Source organism: Bradyrhizobium tropiciagri (genome assembly GCF_018130505.1).
In the GTDB taxonomy this organism is placed as follows: Bacteria; Pseudomonadota; Alphaproteobacteria; order Rhizobiales; family Xanthobacteraceae; genus Bradyrhizobium; species Bradyrhizobium tropiciagri_B.
Map to the genome: position 1 here is coordinate 223,499 of NZ_JAFCKH010000004.1, position 14,414 is coordinate 237,912.

General features: G+C 66.9%; 13 protein-coding genes. 5 read left to right on the plus strand and 8 right to left on the minus strand.

The features are described from left to right. Positions 1 to 145: 145 nt before the first annotated feature. Together JQ633_RS11800 and JQ633_RS11805 are read right to left on the minus strand one after the other, a co-directional pair. Complete coding sequence (locus JQ633_RS11800; protein WP_211985186.1) at positions 146 to 2,383, minus strand: CHASE3 domain-containing protein; 2,238 nt, start codon at positions 2,381 to 2,383, stop codon at positions 146 to 148. A 19-nt stretch (positions 2,384 to 2,402) separates the two neighbouring features. Further along, the gene (locus tag JQ633_RS11805) at positions 2,403 to 2,807 is read right to left on the minus strand and encodes a response regulator (protein WP_211985542.1); all 405 of its coding nucleotides are present in this window, start codon (positions 2,805 to 2,807) and stop codon (positions 2,403 to 2,405) included. Between the two features lie 181 nt (positions 2,808 to 2,988). Here JQ633_RS11805 and JQ633_RS11810 point away from each other — a divergent pair, with 181 nt between their 5' ends. Next, a complete protein-coding gene (locus tag JQ633_RS11810; RefSeq protein ID WP_211985187.1) occupies positions 2,989 to 3,888 on the plus strand; it encodes a DMT family transporter in 900 nt (299 codons plus the stop codon). Between the two features lie 52 nt (positions 3,889 to 3,940). Here JQ633_RS11810 and JQ633_RS11815 read toward each other — a convergent pair whose 3' ends face one another. Further along, on the minus strand, positions 3,941 to 4,561 hold the full coding sequence (locus JQ633_RS11815; RefSeq protein ID WP_211985188.1) for a BA14K family protein: 621 nt from the start codon (positions 4,559 to 4,561) through the stop codon (positions 3,941 to 3,943). Between the two features lie 245 nt (positions 4,562 to 4,806). On the opposite strand from JQ633_RS11815, the gene JQ633_RS11820 reads away from it, so the two are divergent. Continuing rightward, positions 4,807 to 5,217 (plus strand): NADH:ubiquinone oxidoreductase subunit NDUFA12, encoded by a 411-nt coding sequence (locus JQ633_RS11820; RefSeq protein ID WP_211985189.1) that lies wholly within the window; start codon positions 4,807 to 4,809, stop codon positions 5,215 to 5,217. Between the two features lie 373 nt (positions 5,218 to 5,590). On the opposite strand, the gene JQ633_RS11825 is transcribed toward JQ633_RS11820, so the two are convergent. After that, positions 5,591 to 6,277 (minus strand): DJ-1/PfpI family protein, encoded by a 687-nt coding sequence (locus JQ633_RS11825; RefSeq protein WP_211985190.1) that lies wholly within the window; start codon positions 6,275 to 6,277, stop codon positions 5,591 to 5,593. Between the two features lie 111 nt (positions 6,278 to 6,388). Between JQ633_RS11825 and JQ633_RS11830 the strand changes: the two genes are divergently transcribed. Next, entirely contained in the window at positions 6,389 to 7,327 is a 939-nt protein-coding gene (locus tag JQ633_RS11830; protein ID WP_211985191.1) for a GlxA family transcriptional regulator, read from the plus strand. On the opposite strand, the gene JQ633_RS11835 is transcribed toward JQ633_RS11830, so the two are convergent. From JQ633_RS11835 to JQ633_RS11845, 3 genes are all read right to left on the minus strand, one after another. Next, a complete protein-coding gene (locus JQ633_RS11835) occupies positions 7,324 to 8,547 on the minus strand; it encodes an SLC13 family permease (RefSeq protein ID WP_211985192.1) in 1,224 nt (407 codons plus the stop codon). The genes JQ633_RS11830 and JQ633_RS11835 overlap by 4 nt on opposite strands. 131 nt (positions 8,548 to 8,678) lie before the next feature. Continuing rightward, positions 8,679 to 9,620 carry an alpha/beta hydrolase gene (locus tag JQ633_RS11840; protein ID WP_211985193.1) on the minus strand — a complete coding sequence of 314 codons (942 nt, stop codon included), beginning with the start codon at positions 9,618 to 9,620 and terminating at the stop codon, positions 8,679 to 8,681. 124 nt (positions 9,621 to 9,744) lie between these two features. After that, the gene (locus tag JQ633_RS11845) at positions 9,745 to 10,524 is read right to left on the minus strand and encodes an SDR family NAD(P)-dependent oxidoreductase (RefSeq protein ID WP_211985194.1); all 780 of its coding nucleotides are present in this window, start codon (positions 10,522 to 10,524) and stop codon (positions 9,745 to 9,747) included. Between the two features lie 238 nt (positions 10,525 to 10,762). Between JQ633_RS11845 and JQ633_RS11850 the strand changes: the two genes are divergently transcribed. Next, positions 10,763 to 11,821 carry a DUF2155 domain-containing protein gene (locus tag JQ633_RS11850; protein ID WP_211985195.1) on the plus strand — a complete coding sequence of 353 codons (1,059 nt, stop codon included), beginning with the start codon at positions 10,763 to 10,765 and terminating at the stop codon, positions 11,819 to 11,821. Positions 11,822 to 11,945: 124 nt separating this feature from the next. On the opposite strand, the gene aat is transcribed toward JQ633_RS11850, so the two are convergent. Beyond that, the gene (gene aat / locus JQ633_RS11855; protein WP_211985196.1) at positions 11,946 to 12,626 is read right to left on the minus strand and encodes a leucyl/phenylalanyl-tRNA--protein transferase; all 681 of its coding nucleotides are present in this window, start codon (positions 12,624 to 12,626) and stop codon (positions 11,946 to 11,948) included. A gap of 216 nt (positions 12,627 to 12,842) precedes the next feature. Here aat and JQ633_RS11860 point away from each other — a divergent pair, with 216 nt between their 5' ends. Continuing rightward, positions 12,843 to 14,288, plus strand: coding sequence for a DASS family sodium-coupled anion symporter (locus tag JQ633_RS11860; protein WP_211985197.1), 1,446 nt, complete (start codon positions 12,843 to 12,845; stop codon positions 14,286 to 14,288). Positions 14,289 to 14,414: the final 126 nt, after the last annotated feature.

Consider the following 14,414-nt stretch of genomic DNA (forward strand, 5'->3'; position numbering starts at 1 on the left):
AGGGGCGGGGTGAGGGGCTTCTATCCGGCGAGCACTCTGCGATTTGGCGAGCAATGTGCCTCGCCCCTCACCCGGATCGCATCGCAGATGCGATCCGACCTCTCCCCGCAAAGAGCGGGGAGAGGTGAAGGAAGCCGCTACCCCATCACCTTCCGAGCGCCTGCTGCAGCATGCTGGCGAGCTGCGCCTTGCGATAGGGTTTTGCGAGCAGCAGCACGCCCTCGTCGAGCCGGCCGTGATGCACGATCGCGTTCTCGGTGTAGCCGGAGGTGTAGAGCACCTTCATGCCGGGCCGCCGCTTGGCGACCTCGTCGGCGAGCTGGCGGCCGTTCAGGCCGCCGGGCATGATGACGTCGGTGAACAACAGGTCGAACTTGTCGCCCTTGTCGAGCAGCGCCAGCGCGGCACGACCGTCGGCAACCGCGACCGACTGGTAGCCGAGGCTGGTAAGCTGCGCGGTGACGTAGTTGCGGACCAGCGGATCGTCCTCCACGACCAGGATCGTCTCGCTGCCGCGCGGCGCCGGCGGCGGTGGCGGCGCCTCAACCTCGACCTGGCCGCGGGCCGGCGGCAGATAGAGTTTGATCGTGGTGCCGTGGCCTTGCTCGCTGTAGATCTTGATGTGGCCGCCGGACTGCTTGACGAAGCCGTAGACCATGCTCATGCCGAGGCCGGTGCCCTTGCCGACCTCCTTGGTGGTGAAGAACGGGTCGAACACCTTGTCCTGCACCGCCTGCGACATGCCGGTGCCGGTGTCGCTGACCGCGATCAGCACATAGCGGCCGGGCGGGATGTCGAGATTGGTCGCCGCATAGGCCTCGTCGAGCACGACATTGCTGGTCTCGAACAGCAGCTTGCCGCCGCCGGGCATCGCGTCGCGGGCGTTGATCGCCATATTGAGCAGCGAGTTCGACAGCTGCGACGGGTCGATATGCAGCTTGGCGACGTCGGGCGAGAGCGCCGAATTGATCTCGATCTGCTCGCCGAGCGTCGGACGCAGCAGCTTGGCGATATCGGATACCGTGTCGTTGACGTCGACGATACACGGCTCCAGCGGCTGGCGGCGGGCGAAGGCGAGCAGATGCTGGATCAGCTCGCGGCAGCGCTCGGCGGCGCCATCGATCAGCTCGGCGGTCTTGGCGAGCTGCGGGCGATCGCGCAGGCTGTCGACCAGCGTCTCGGTGGTGCCGGTGATGACCGTCAGCATGTTGTTGAAGTCGTGCGCGACGCCGCCGGTCAGCTTGCCGATCGCGTCGAGCTTCTGCGCCTGCTGCAGCTGGTGCTCGGTGTCGCGCGAGGCGGTGATGTCGTGATAGATCAGCGCAGCGCCGGTGATGTTGCCTTCGGCATCGCGTAGCGGCCGGCCCGACACCACGAGGTGGATCTGCGGCGCGCCGCGCACCGGTCGGGCGACGAATTCGAGGCCGTCAAACTCCTCGCCGCGCAGCGCGTGTGCCGACGGCATGTCGTCGGCCGCCATCGGCGTGGAGCCGTCGGCCTGGAACACGTTGCTGAGCGAGCGCAATTGCTGCACCGACATGCCGGGCTTGTAGCGCAGCGTCTTTTGAGCGGCCGGGTTGGAGAGCAGCACCGTGCCCGCGGTGTCGATCACCAGCACCGCTTCCGCCATGCTGCGGAAGGTGGTTTCCATCACCGAGGTGGAGCGGCGGAGCTCCTCGAGCGCGGCGCCGAGATCCTTGGTGCGCTCGGCCACCTTGGCCTCGAGCGACAGGTTGGTGGCCTGCGTCGCGGTCAGCGATTCCTGCAGCTGGCGGCGCGAGCGTCGAGTCGCCAGTGTCAGCACGGTCGCCAGCAGCAGGATCAGCACGACGCCGGCGAGGTCGATCGCCAGCAACATCCGCCCGTTGGACTTGGACTGCCCGGTGCGGACCGCCAGCAGCCGGCGCTCCTCGGTGACGAGCCGCTCCAGTGCGGTACCGATCTTCTCCGTCACCGCACGGCTCTCGCCGCCCGAAATCAGCGCCGCGATGGCAGCGGTGTCGCCGGCATTGCGCAGCCGGATCAATTCGGCGCCGAGCGCGATGCCGCGGTCGACCTGGGCTCGGGCGTCCGCGAGCAGGCCCGATTCGCCGGGGTCGCTCTTCACCGCCGCGATCAGGCCGTCGAAGGCCGAGGTGAGGGCGGCGCTCTGCTCGCGGTACTCGTTTGCAAAGGATTGATCGCCGGTCAGCGCATAGCCGCGCGCCGCGCTCTCGGCGCCGCGCAGCATCGGCCGCATGTCCGAGACCCGCTTGAGGATGCCGAGCGTGCGCTCGACCGACTCAATCTCATCGCGCGATTTGACATCCAGCCCGATCGATGCCGCGCTGATGGCGAGAAGGATCGCCAGGCCACTGCCGAGAATGAGACGCTGGGAAGCCATCGACGATTGGCACGAACAACTATTTTGAAAGACGCGCGGACGGAGCAGATTTCGCAATACATTCGTTGACCGCGGCGATCAACGCCTGCGGCGTGAACGGCTTGCGCAGACAGGCGGACGCGCCGAGCTCGATGGTCATGCGCAGGAAATCCGGCGCGCGGTCGGCATTGGCGAAGGCATAGCCGGACATCGCGATCACGGGAATGTCGGGGGCGCGTTCGTGGAATACGCGGATCGCCTCGAAGCCACGCATGTGCGGCATGAAGACATCGACAAGCATCACGTCGAATGTCGCCTGATCGAGCGCGCGCATGCCGGACTCACCGCCATCGGCGACGGTGACCTCGAAGCCCTGGCGCTGCAGGCAGACCTCGATGGCGACACATACCATCGGGTCGTCGTCGACCACGAGAACGCGCGGCACGAATGGCATCCTCTTCTCCTAGGCCTCGCGTGCCGGCGACTCGCTTGGCCGTTCGGCAATTAAGGCGGAACCGAGTTCGAAAGTCTGTATCATAGCGTGCATAAGCAGTTTGCTGCCAAGCTGATTTCCAGCTAGCCCTGACACATCACCGGCATTTGTCCAGCCCCTTCACGACAAGACCATGACTTCAGTTCCCACCGCCGGCCGCGCGCCGCCTTCATCGCTCGGCCTCGCATTCCTCGTCGTCGCTTCGACCGGTTGGGGACTCAATTTCCCGATCATGAAATTCCTCCTCACGGAGTGGCCGCCGCTCGCCTCGCGCGGGCTGTGCGGCGTAATCGGCGCAATTGCACTCGGTTTGGTGGCGCTCGCGCGCGGACAGAGGCTAACGGTGCCGCGCGGCATAAGGTTGCGGCTCGCCGTGGTGTCGACGCTTTCGATCGGCGGCTGGGTCGCGTGCATGGGAATGGCGTTGATCTGGCTGCGCGCCAGCGAGGCGGCCGTGCTCGGGATTTCGATACCCGTGTGGGTTGCGCTGATGGCATGGCCGGTGCTCGGCGAACGCGTCTCGCTGCCCCGCGCGCTGGCGCTGGCGGTGGCGCTTGCCGGGATCGCCGCGCTGATCGGCGGCGGCGGTCTCGACGCGAGCCTCGTCAAGCTGCCGGGCATTCTGTTTGCGCTTGCGGGCGCCGTCTGCACCGGGCTCGGCACCGTGCTGACCAAGCACTTCAAGCTGGCGGTGATGCCGCCGTTGTCGCTCGCCGCCTGGCAGCTGGCGATCGGCTGCGTACCGATCGCGATCGCCGGCGTGCTGATCGAGCAGCCTCAGCTCGCCGCGCTGTCTTCGCTCGGCTGGGCGTCGATGACCTACATGATGCTGATCCAGTTCTGCCTCTGCTACGTCTGCTGGTTCGCAGCGCTGGAGCGCTTGCCGGCGGCGACCGCATCGATCGGCACCTTGCTGGTGCCGGTGGTCGGCGTGCTCGCGGCGGCAGCGATGCTGCGCGAGCCGCTCTCGGCCAGCGACATCGCCGCGATGCTGGTGACACTGGCCGCCGTCGCGGTAGCGTTACGCACGTGAAAAGGGCGGCGCTTGCGCCGCCCTTTCGCGAATCAGGACGTTCCGGCCGAGATCACGGGCAAGGGTGCCGCTGGCCGTCATAGCCGAGATAGGTGCCCGAAGCCGGATCGTAGGACTTGTAGCGTTGCGCGCAGTAGCTCGCGTCGCCGCCGGCCGGCACGGCTTCAACCGCCACGCTCGGCTCATCGTAATAGCCGTAGCTGTCGTCATAGTAGCCCGGGCCGTAGCCGTAATACCCCGAGCCATAGTACGCGCCTGAGGCCAGGGCGCCGCCGACCACCGCTCCGGCGACTGCGCCGGGCCAGTAGCCGCCGCCACGATAGCCATAGCCCCCGCCATGCCAACGGCCGCCGCCGCCGTTCCAGCCGGGGCGGCCAGCCCAGTGACCACCGCCGCCAGCGACCGCGCCGCCACCGATGGCGGTCCGCGGGACGCCGGGGCGCATGTATGCGCCGGCACCGGCTCCGGCACCCACAGCGCCAGCGCGCATTCCGCCGCCACCGCCGCCGAAATGCGCTCCGCCTCCGCCACCGCGGGCGACTGCGCCGCCGCCACCACCGCCACCGCCCATCCTCTGCAGGCCCGGGCCTTGGGCAAGAGAAGCGGTCGGCAGCACCAAGGGCAGCGCAAGCGCCAGGGCCGCAGCGGTGCTCAACACCTTCAGATTGATCATTTTCGACTCCATAAGAACGGAGAATGTCTAACCGTTTCTGGGGGCAGACGTTCCGTAACGCACATTGATTGTGCGTCATGTTTGCTTGTCAGGTGGCGCATGTATGGCTGGTGAACGGGCCGGCCATCCGGCGCGGCAATTGGTCGCCAGCGCAGGGGTATCCGGGTGGCCCGGGCGGGCGGCTGGACATTTGCGGATTGAGGTGGCATCAGAGCCCAACTGTTCGAACCCACGGCCACCCGCGCATGAAACAATTCCTGCTCAAATTCTTCACCTGGTGGAACGGCCAGACCTTCGGCACGCAATTGTGGACCTCGCGCTATGGCGAGCTGGTCGGCCAGGACGAGCAGGGCAACCGCTACTATCGCACCAAGGGCGGGGAAATCGACCCGACCTTGCATTTCGAGCGCCGCTGGGTGGTCTACAACGGCTATGCCGAGGCCTCGCGGATTCCGGCAGGCTGGCACGGCTGGATGCACCACACCACCGACGAGCCGCCGACCGAGCAGAAATACGCGCCGCGCGAGTGGGAGAAGCCGCATCTGCCGAACCTGACCGGCACCGCGCAGGCCTACCGTCCGTCCGGCTCGACGCTGGCGAGCGGCCGCCGTCCCAAGGCGACCGGCGACTACCAGGCCTGGACGCCCAGCCACTAATTCCATCGGACATCGCTGCAGAACGCCCGTGCGGCTGCGCGTGCAACGCACGCGTGGCTGCGACAGCGCTCGCGTGCCTGTGAACAACGGTAACAGCGGGGACAACACGGCAAGGGCGAGCTATCCCCACTTGCACGTTCCGCGGGATCGCGGCTCAATAGGGACATCTTACGGAGATGGGAGACCATCGCGTCGGATCGGGCTCCAGGTCGCGACTGTCCCGATGAGCAGCGGCTTCCGAGTAGGATGCGGCCGGGAGATAGGCCCCCGGTGCAGACATCCTGAAATCGCCCGCAAATGTGAGGCCACCGTGAGACAGGAAGGGCCGCCTGGGAGACCGGGCGGCCTTTTTCTTTTGCGGAGATGAAGCGTGTCAGGACAGTCGCGCAGCCGCGCGTTCCATCTGTTCGGTGCGTCGCACCTGCGACGGCGCGATCCGCGCCTTCACCATCTCGAGGATCTCGGCCGGCGCGGTATCCGGCGAGCCGGAATTGAACGGCGGCGCGGGGTTGTATTCGATGCCGAGCTGGATCGCTTCGGCGGCCTTGCGGTCGACGAGTTCGGAAACCAGCGTCAGCGCGAAATCGATTCCCGCGGTGACGCCGCCGCCCGTGAAGCGGTTGCGATCGACGCAGACGCGCGTCTTGGTCGGGATCGCACCGAAGTCGGCAAGGAAGTCGATCGCGCTCCAATGCGTGGTGGCGCGATAACCCTTGAGCAGACCCGCCGCGCCGAGCACCAGGGAGCCGGTGCAGACCGAGGTGATGTACTTTGCACCGGTGCCCTGCTTGCGCAGGAAGGCAAGCATCTCCTCGTCGGTGACCATGTCGTTGGCGCCGGCGCCGCCGGGCACGCAGATCACGTCGAGTTGCGGACACTCGTCGAACGTCATGGTCGGCGTCAGCACCATGACGGAATCGGTCGGCACCGGTTCGATGCGCTTCCAGATCAGATGCACCTTGGCACCGGGAACCGCGGTGAACACCTGCAGCGGACCGGTGAAGTCGAGCTGGGTCACCTTCGGGAAGACGAGCAATCCAATCTGCAGTGGTTCGGTCATCGGCAGCCTCCAGTTTTCACTTGACGGCGGCACGATGTCATGATGGCTTTCTGTCCAAAATGGCGTATTTCCCTCATTTAAGGACATAGCTCCGTTGACGGGGATTTGGCGATGATCGGCATCCTGATCTTTCCCGACTTCCAGCTGCTCGATGCGTCGGGCCCGATCGCCGCGTTCGAGATCGCCGCGCGCTTCGCCGGCACCGCACCCGACATCAAGACGATCGCGATGAAGGCCGGGCCGGTGCGCAGCTCGTCCGGCGTCGAGATGCTCGCGCGCGGCTTCAAGCCGTCGGCCGCGATCACGACGCTGATCATCGCCGGCGGCAACGGCGTGGGCGGGCCGGCGACCTGTCCGGTCACGCTGTCGTTCGTGCGTCGGATGGCGGACCGCGGCATCCGCGTCGCCAGCGTCTGCTCGGGCGCCTATGTGCTCGCCGAGGCGGGGCTGCTCGACGGCCGCCGCGCCACCACGCATTGGCAGCGTACGCCGCATTTCGTGAAGACCTATCCGAAGATCAAGCTCGAGCCCGACCAGATCTTCGTCCGCGACGGCAATATCTGGAGCTCGGCCGGCATCACCGCCGGCATCGACCTCGCGCTCGCGATGATCACCGAGGACTACGGCGACGAGATCGCGCAGCAGACGGCGCGGCAGCTCGTGCTCTATCACCGGCGCAGCGGCGGGCAGTCGCAATTCTCCTCGCTGCTGGAGTTGAAGACGCCGAACGGACGCTTCGGGCCGCTGCTGGCCTGGGCGCGCGAGCATCTCGAGGCGCCGCTGACGGTCGAGGATCTCGCCGACAAGGCCGGCATGAGCTCGCGGCATTTTACCCGCGCGTTCATTGCGGAGACGGGCACCACGCCGTCGAAGGCGGTGGAGCGGCTGCGCACCGAAGTGGCGCGGCAGCGCGTGCAGTCTTCGGGCGAGCCGATCGAGCGCGTCGCCGAGCTCACCGGCTTCCGCGATCCCGAGCGGATGCGTCGCGCCTTCATCCGCGCCTTCGGCCAGCCGCCGCAGTCGCTGCGCCGCGCGGCGAGGGCGGGTTAATGCGGCGCGTCGGGATGCCAGCCGAGCACGGCGAGCATCACGAAGAATCCGGCGACATAGGCCGCGGCGATCGGCCAGCCCTGGGTGACCCAGCGCCCCACCGACTTGGCCTCAGGGTACATGTTGGAGATCGCAACCCCGGCGGATGAGCCGAACCAGATCATCGATCCGCCGAAGCCGACCGTGTAGGCGAGAAAGCCCCAATCATAGCCGCCTTGCTTGAGCGCCAGCGCGGTCAGCGGGATGTTGTCGAACACCGCCGACACGAAGCCGAGCCCGAGCGCGGTCTGCCAGGATGCGGCGGGCAGCTTCTCCACCGGCATCATCGAGGCCGCCGTCACCAGCGCGAGCAGGAACAGCGTGCCCTTGAAGGTTTCCGGCATCACCGACCAGTCCGGCCGCCGCAGCAGGGCGGTGACGAGGATCGCGGCCCAGACCGCGAGGCCGAGCACGGGCAGGGCATCGAGCAGCGCGGGGAATTTGAGGTTGGCGGTGATGTTGGCCGTCAGCGCTGCGAGCAGGATCACGGCCACGATCGCGACGCGGGGCCAGTCGATCGTCAGGCCGGACGGTGCATCCTTCACGATCGGCGAAAAACGGTGCTGTTGCAGCGAGGCCGGTACCGCGAACACCAGCATCGCCACCGCTGCCGCGACATAGGCCTCAACGACCGAGAGCGGGCTGACGCCGTCGATCCACATCATGGTCGTCGTCGTGTCGCCGACCACGCTGCCGGAGCCGCCGGCGTTCGATGCCGCGACGATCGCGGCGAGATAGCCGATATGGACGCGGCCGCGGAACACGTGACGCGCGACGGTGCCGCCGATCAGCGCCGCGGCGATGTTATCGAGGAACGCGGACAGCACGAACACGATCGCGAGCAGCATCACGCCGCCCTTCCAGTCATCGGGCAGCAGCGCCGGCATCTCGTCGGGAACGCGGCTGTCCTCGAAATGGCGGGACAGCAGCGCAAATCCCATCAGCAGCAGGAACAGGTTCGCGAGCGTGACCCACTCATGCTCCATGTGGTGGATCAGGCCGGGCAGCCCGGTGCCGAATTTCGCAAAGCCCGCGAACAGCAGCTTGTAGGCGACGATGGCCGCAAGTCCGCTCAGTGCCACCGGCAGGGTGTGATGATGGAGCACGGCGACGCCGATCAGCGTCAGTCCGAACAGGATGAAATCAAGCGGGATGCCGTAGACGGCAATGGGCGTGAACAAGGTGGTCTCGAAGGCTCGGGCCGCGGGACGCGCTGGGCGCGCGTCCCGGCCTATCGCAACGCGGGCGTCGACCGCAAGACGGACAATCGCCGCAATCGAGAATGCGGCATGCCATGCGCGGGCAACGCGCGTTAGTCGAGTGTCTTCAGCCAGCCGCTGATTTCGGTGACCGCGACATTGGCCTGGTTGAGCAGCTTGCCCATGGTGAAGAAGCCGTGGAACTGGCCCGGGAAGTGGCGGTAGGTCACGGCCACGCCGGCATCGCCGAGCAATTTGGCGTATTCATCGCCTTCGTCGCGCAAGGGATCGGCGCCGGCGGTCAACACATAAGCGGGCGGCAAGCCGGCGAGGCTCTTCGCGCGCGCGGGGGAGGCGCGCCAGTCGGTGCTATCTGCATCGCCGAGATAATGCGCGGCGAACCAGGGGATCACCGTATGGGTCAAGAGGACGCTGGTCTCCGGCTCGCGATGCGAGGCGTGCGTGCGGGCCAATTCGGTCGCGGGGTAGATCAGGAGCTGCCCGGCCAGCTTCAAGCCGCTGTCGCGCGCGGCAAGCGCAACGACGGTCGCGAGGTTGCCGCCGGCGCTGTCGCCGCCGACGACGATACGCGCGGCATCGATGCCGAGTTCGCGCGCATGGGCGGCGACCCATTGCGTTGCCGTGATGGAATCGTCGACCGCGGCGGGGAAGCGGTGCTCCGGTGCCAGGCGGTAGTCGACGGAGATCACAATCAGTTCGCCCTCATGCGCGAGCTTCTGGCAGACGACCTCATGGGTATCGAGGTCGCCGATCACCCAGCCGCCGCCGTGCAGGAACACGAGGCAGGGCGCCAGACCGTCGTTCTTGCGCAAGGTCTTCGGCGTATAGATGCGCGCCGGGATGCTGCCGTGTGGCGCCGGGATCGCGATCGGCTTGCTGGATTCGAGCGCGGGCGGCTCGGGATTGCTGACGACACGGGCAGCCCGGTAGTACTCGCGCGCTTCCGGCGCGGTCAGCGTTTCATAGGCGGGGCGGCCGGCTTCCTTGAACGCCTTGTAGACGGCGGCGGCATCGGGATCGAGAACGACGGGCATGAACGAAAACCTTGTGGATGAAACCTGATGACGTCATTCCGGGGCGATGCGAAGCATCGAACCCGGAATCTCGAGATTCCGGGTCTGGTGCTACGCACCATCCCGGAATGACAGTGGTGAGACCTTACGCAGCGGTGCGTCCGCCATCGACGGTGTAGGCGGAGCCGGACACGTAGCTCGCTTCATCCGAGGCGAGGAAGGCGACGATAGACGCAACCTCGCTTGCGAGGCCGAGCCGGCGCGCCGGGATGCGGTCGACGATCTTCTCGACCGGCGGCGGCGCGTTGCCGCCGCTGCGGCCTTGCAGGATCGTGCTCAGCATCCGGCTGTCGATCATGCCGGGACAGACGCAGTTGATGCGCACGCCGGTGCCGGTGCATTCCCAGGCCGCGCTCTTGGTGAGCCCGATCACCGCGTGCTTGCTGGCGCTGTAGACCGCGATCATCGGCGATCCCATCAGGCCAGCGATTGAGGCGGTGTTGATGATGCTGCCCTTGTTCTGCTTCAGCATGACAGGCAGCACGTATTTCATGCCGAGGAAGACGCCGACGACGTTGACGTCGAGCACCCGGCGGAAGCTCTCCAGCGGGTAGTCGGGGATCGGCTTGATGTCGCCCTCGATGCCGGCGTTGTTGTAGAACGCGTCGATGGTCCCGAACCGGTCGACGGCGGCGCGGACGTACTCCTTCACCTCGTCCTCATTGGTGACGTCGGCGGTCAGCGCCAGCGCCTCGGCCGAGGCGGGCAGGTCCTTGATCGCGGATTTCAGGTCGGCCTCGCGGCGGTCGACTGCGACAATTCGCGCACCGCGCTCGGCGAGCAGATGGAGCGTGGCGGTGCCGATGACACCGGCCGCGCCGGTGACGACGGCGACCCGGCCGTCGAGCCTGATCCGATCGGGCATGTTGGGTTTCCTCTGCTGATCAGGTTGGGCGCCGGATTCTTCCTCATTTTCGCAAGCTAGGCTGCGCGCGGGATCGGCTCGGACTATTCCACGTGTTCCGGAGCCTGACCAGTGGCCGGGGACGGGCCGGAAACCGCCCTTTCGCCGCCGCATTCGGCGTGTTAACCGGTGGGCCTGCGAGCGGCCGATATCAAGCTACACTGTCGCGAGCCCGAATCGCCTCTTGAAGCCGCGCGAGATGTTTCGAAACCTTGCCCTGACTGGCATAGCGGCCCTGGTGGCCGCCTCAACCGTCTCGCTTGCGCCGCCTGCGCGCGCGCAGATCGGAACGATTTTCTCCGATCCCGCGCCGCGTCCGCCGGGTTCGATCCCGCGTGGCGGGCAGGTGGCGCCGCCCAGCGATGACGACGAGGAAGTGCCGGAGCTGCCGCGCGGCCGTCTGCTGCCGCCGCCGAGCCGGCTGCCGCCCGGCCAGGGTGTGCCGCCGCCCGGCAGCGTGCAGTCGCAGCCGCTGGCGCCGCCGCCCGGCACCACCGTCGCGCCCCAGGGTACCCAGCCCGGCATCGCCGTGCAGCCGCCTCAACCCGGCGGTCCCGGCGTCGCGGCGGCACCTCCCGGCGTGAACCCGACGCCGGGCCTGCCGCCGGGCCAGCGTCAGCCCCGTGGCACGCCGCAGGGAGCGCCGCCGCAAGGCGCACCGCAGGGAGCACCGCAAGGCACGCCGCAGCAGCCCGCCGCGTTGCAGCCCGGCGACGAGGTGGTGCAGGAGCCGCCGTCGACCAAGATCACCAACAAGAAGGCGAGCTTCTCCGGCCTCGACAAGATCACCGGACGCATCATCAATTTCGACGAGGACATCGGCGAGACCGTGCAGTTCGGCGCGCTGCGCGTGAAGACCGATGCCTGCTACACGCGGCCCTCGACCGAAGCCGCCAACACCGACGCGTTCGTGGAGGTCGACGAGATCACGCTGCAGGGCGAGGTGAAGCGGATCTTCTCGGGCTGGATGTTTGCGGCGAGCCCCGGCCTGCACGGTGTCGAGCATCCGATCTACGACATCTGGCTGACCGACTGCAAAATGCCGGACCAGACCATCGTCACCGCGGCGCCCGATCCGGCCAAGCAGGTGACGCCGCCGGCGCCACCGCCGCCGCCGGCCCAGAAGCGCGCCGCGCCGAAGCAGGCCGCGCCGCGTCCGGCGCCGCCCCCGCAGCCGCAGTTCCAGCAGCAGCCGCCGCCACCTCCGCCGCCGCAACAGCGGCCGGGCGGTTTGTTCGGCGGATTGTTCGGGAACTGATCGCGCGTTCGGAGAAGACTGCGTAGCCCGGATGGAGCGAAGCGTAATCCGGGGAAGGGCTCTCCGCGGATGGACTGCTCCGGATTGCGCTTCGCTCCATCCGGGCTACGGGAAACCGCTAATATCAACCTCTCTCGGCGATGATCGCGAGCGCTTCCGCGCCTGTCACCGGCCTGGTCGCATCGAGCCTGTCGAACTCCGCCGGCATGCCGGTGATCGCCTTGTCGAGCAGGGCGCGGTAACGGCGGCGCGGGATTTCGACCGCGCCGAACGTCTTGAGATGCTCGGTGACGTATTGCGTGTCGAGCAGTTCGAAGCCGCCGGCGATCAGGCGCGCCACCAGATGCACCAGCGCGACCTTCGAGGCATCGCGCGCGGTGTGGAACATGCTCTCGCCGAAATAGGCGCGGCCGAGGCTGACGCCGTAGAGGCCGCCGACCAGATCGCCGTCCTGCCAGACCTCGACGCTGTGGCAATAGCCGAGCGCGTGCAGGCCGACATAGAGATCGCGGATCCGCTTGTTGATCCAGGTGTCGTCGCGGCCCGGCTGCGGCGCCGCGCAGCCGGCGATGACGGCCTTGAACGCGGTATCGACCGTGACGGTGAACACGTCCGAGCGCACGGTGCGCGCGAGGCGCGAGGCGACGCGAAAGCCGTCGAGCGGAATCACGCCGCGCAATTCCGGCTCGACCCAGAACAGGGTCGGATCGTCGGCGCTCTCCGCCATCGGGAAGATACCGCAGGCATAGGCGCGCAGCAGCACCTCGGGCGTGATCTCGGAGGAGGCGGAGTCGCGTGACGTCATGGGGGGAGAATAGCAAACCGTGGGCCGCCGCGCGATGGGCCGCCGCGAGACAGTCGCGCGGTGTTGACGGGATGGCCGGTTCCTCCACATGGCGTGCCGCCGGATCGCCGCTTGTCGTGTGAGGCTGCAACCGTGCTAGATTGCAACGAAAAGATGGCCGCACCCGGACACGGCGATGGCGCGCTGGACAATCAAGACGGAAGAGGGGGACGCTGCATGAAGCTGTCATGGAGGACGTTTGCGCCGCTGGCAGTCTGGCTCGTGATCTATCTGATCCCGGTGCCGGCGGGATTGAACGCCAATCAGTGGCACTATTTTGCGGTGTTCGCCGCGGTCATCTGCGGCCTGATCCTCGAATCGATGCCGGTCGGCGCGGTCGGCATCATCGGCCTCACCGTCGCCGGCATCAGTGGCTATGTCGAGCATGATCCGTCCAAGTCGCTGCGCTGGATGCTCGCCGGCTTTTCCGAGAGCACGGTGTGGCTGATCGTCGGCGCCTTCGTGTTCTCGATCGGCTATCGCAAGAGCGGGCTCGGCCGCCGCCTCGCGCTGCTGCTGGTGAAGGCGCTCGGCCGCCGCACCATCGGGCTCGGCTATGCGGTGGCGTTCTCCGATCTCGTGCTGGCACCGGCGACGCCGTCGAACACCGCGCGCAGCGGCGGCACGGTCTATCCGATCGTCAGCAACATTCCGCGCATCTATGGCTCCGAGCCCGGTCCGACCGCGGGCAAGATCGGCACCTTCGTGATGTGGACCGCGTTCGCGACGACGGCGGTGACCAGCTCGATGTTCCTGACCGCGCTGGCGCCGAACGCCGCCGCGCTCTCGATCGCCAAGCGGCTCGTCAATGTCGAGATCAGCTGGTCGCAATGGTTCATCGGTTTCGCACCGCTCGGCATCCTGCTGCTGATCATGGTGCCGCTGCTCAGCTACGCCGTCTGCCGGCCCGAGATCAAGGAGAGCCCGGAGATCGTGGCCTGGAGCAAGGACGAACTCGCCAAGATGGGACCGCCGTCGCGTCACGAATGGATCATGGCGGGGCTGGTGCTGCTGGCGATGTTCTTCTGGATCTGCGGCTCCAATCCCAACATCAGCCTGCCGCTGCTCGGCTCCAACTTCATCAACGCCACCACTGTGGTGTTCGTGGTGATCTCGCTGATGCTCGTGACCGGCGTGATCGCGTTCGAGGACATCGTCGCCGAGAAGAGCGCGTGGGAGGTGTTCTTCTACTTCACCTCGCTGCTGACGCTGTCGTCGGGCCTGAACGAGATCGGCTTCATCAAATGGGTGGCCGAAGGCTATGCGAAACCGCTCACCGGGACCTCGCCGCTGATCGGCATGATCCTGCTCGCGTCGTTCTTCTTCTGGATCCACTATTTCTTCTCGAGCATCACCTCGCATACCGCCGCCGTGCTGCCGGTAGTGCTCGCGGTCGGCTCCAGCATTCCCGGCCTGCCGATCGATACGCTGATGCTGCTCTGCGTCTATTCGCTCGGGCTGATGGGCGTGATCTCGCCTTACGCCACGGGACCGGCGCCGATGTATTACGGCAGCGGCTACATCGGCAAAGGCGACTTCTGGAAATTCGGGCTGATCTTTGGCGTGATCTACTTTGCCGGTCTGTTGCTGATTGTGTTGCCCTGGTTACAGGTGGGCGGATAAACTCAACAACACTCCACCGTGAACCATTGATCGGTCGCGGCGCAGCCACCATCCTTTCCTATTGTTAACGCGCTTTGTCGAACGGAAGCGATCAAAATGCGCGTTCCAGTGTGGCGCGCGCGGAGA

What these genes read in the sequence shown, in the direction of transcription:
- JQ633_RS11800 (WP_211985186.1), bottom strand. Translation starts at nt 2,383, where the DNA reads ATGGCTTCCCAGCGTCTCATTCTCGGCAGTGGCCTGGCGATCCTTCTC.
- JQ633_RS11810 (WP_211985187.1), top strand. Translation starts at nt 2,989, where the DNA reads ATGACTTCAGTTCCCACCGCCGGCCGCGCGCCGCCTTCATCGCTCGGC.
- JQ633_RS11815 (WP_211985188.1), bottom strand. Translation starts at nt 4,561, where the DNA reads ATGATCAATCTGAAGGTGTTGAGCACCGCTGCGGCCCTGGCGCTTGCG.
- JQ633_RS11820 (WP_211985189.1), top strand. Translation starts at nt 4,807, where the DNA reads ATGAAACAATTCCTGCTCAAATTCTTCACCTGGTGGAACGGCCAGACC.
- JQ633_RS11825 (WP_211985190.1), bottom strand. Translation starts at nt 6,277, where the DNA reads ATGACCGAACCACTGCAGATTGGATTGCTCGTCTTCCCGAAGGTGACC.
- JQ633_RS11830 (WP_211985191.1), top strand. Translation starts at nt 6,389, where the DNA reads ATGATCGGCATCCTGATCTTTCCCGACTTCCAGCTGCTCGATGCGTCG.
- JQ633_RS11840 (WP_211985193.1), bottom strand. Translation starts at nt 9,620, where the DNA reads ATGCCCGTCGTTCTCGATCCCGATGCCGCCGCCGTCTACAAGGCGTTC.
- JQ633_RS11845 (WP_211985194.1), bottom strand. Translation starts at nt 10,524, where the DNA reads ATGCCCGATCGGATCAGGCTCGACGGCCGGGTCGCCGTCGTCACCGGC.
- JQ633_RS11850 (WP_211985195.1), top strand. Translation starts at nt 10,763, where the DNA reads ATGTTTCGAAACCTTGCCCTGACTGGCATAGCGGCCCTGGTGGCCGCC.
- aat (WP_211985196.1), bottom strand. Translation starts at nt 12,626, where the DNA reads ATGACGTCACGCGACTCCGCCTCCTCCGAGATCACGCCCGAGGTGCTG.
- JQ633_RS11860 (WP_211985197.1), top strand. Translation starts at nt 12,843, where the DNA reads ATGAAGCTGTCATGGAGGACGTTTGCGCCGCTGGCAGTCTGGCTCGTG.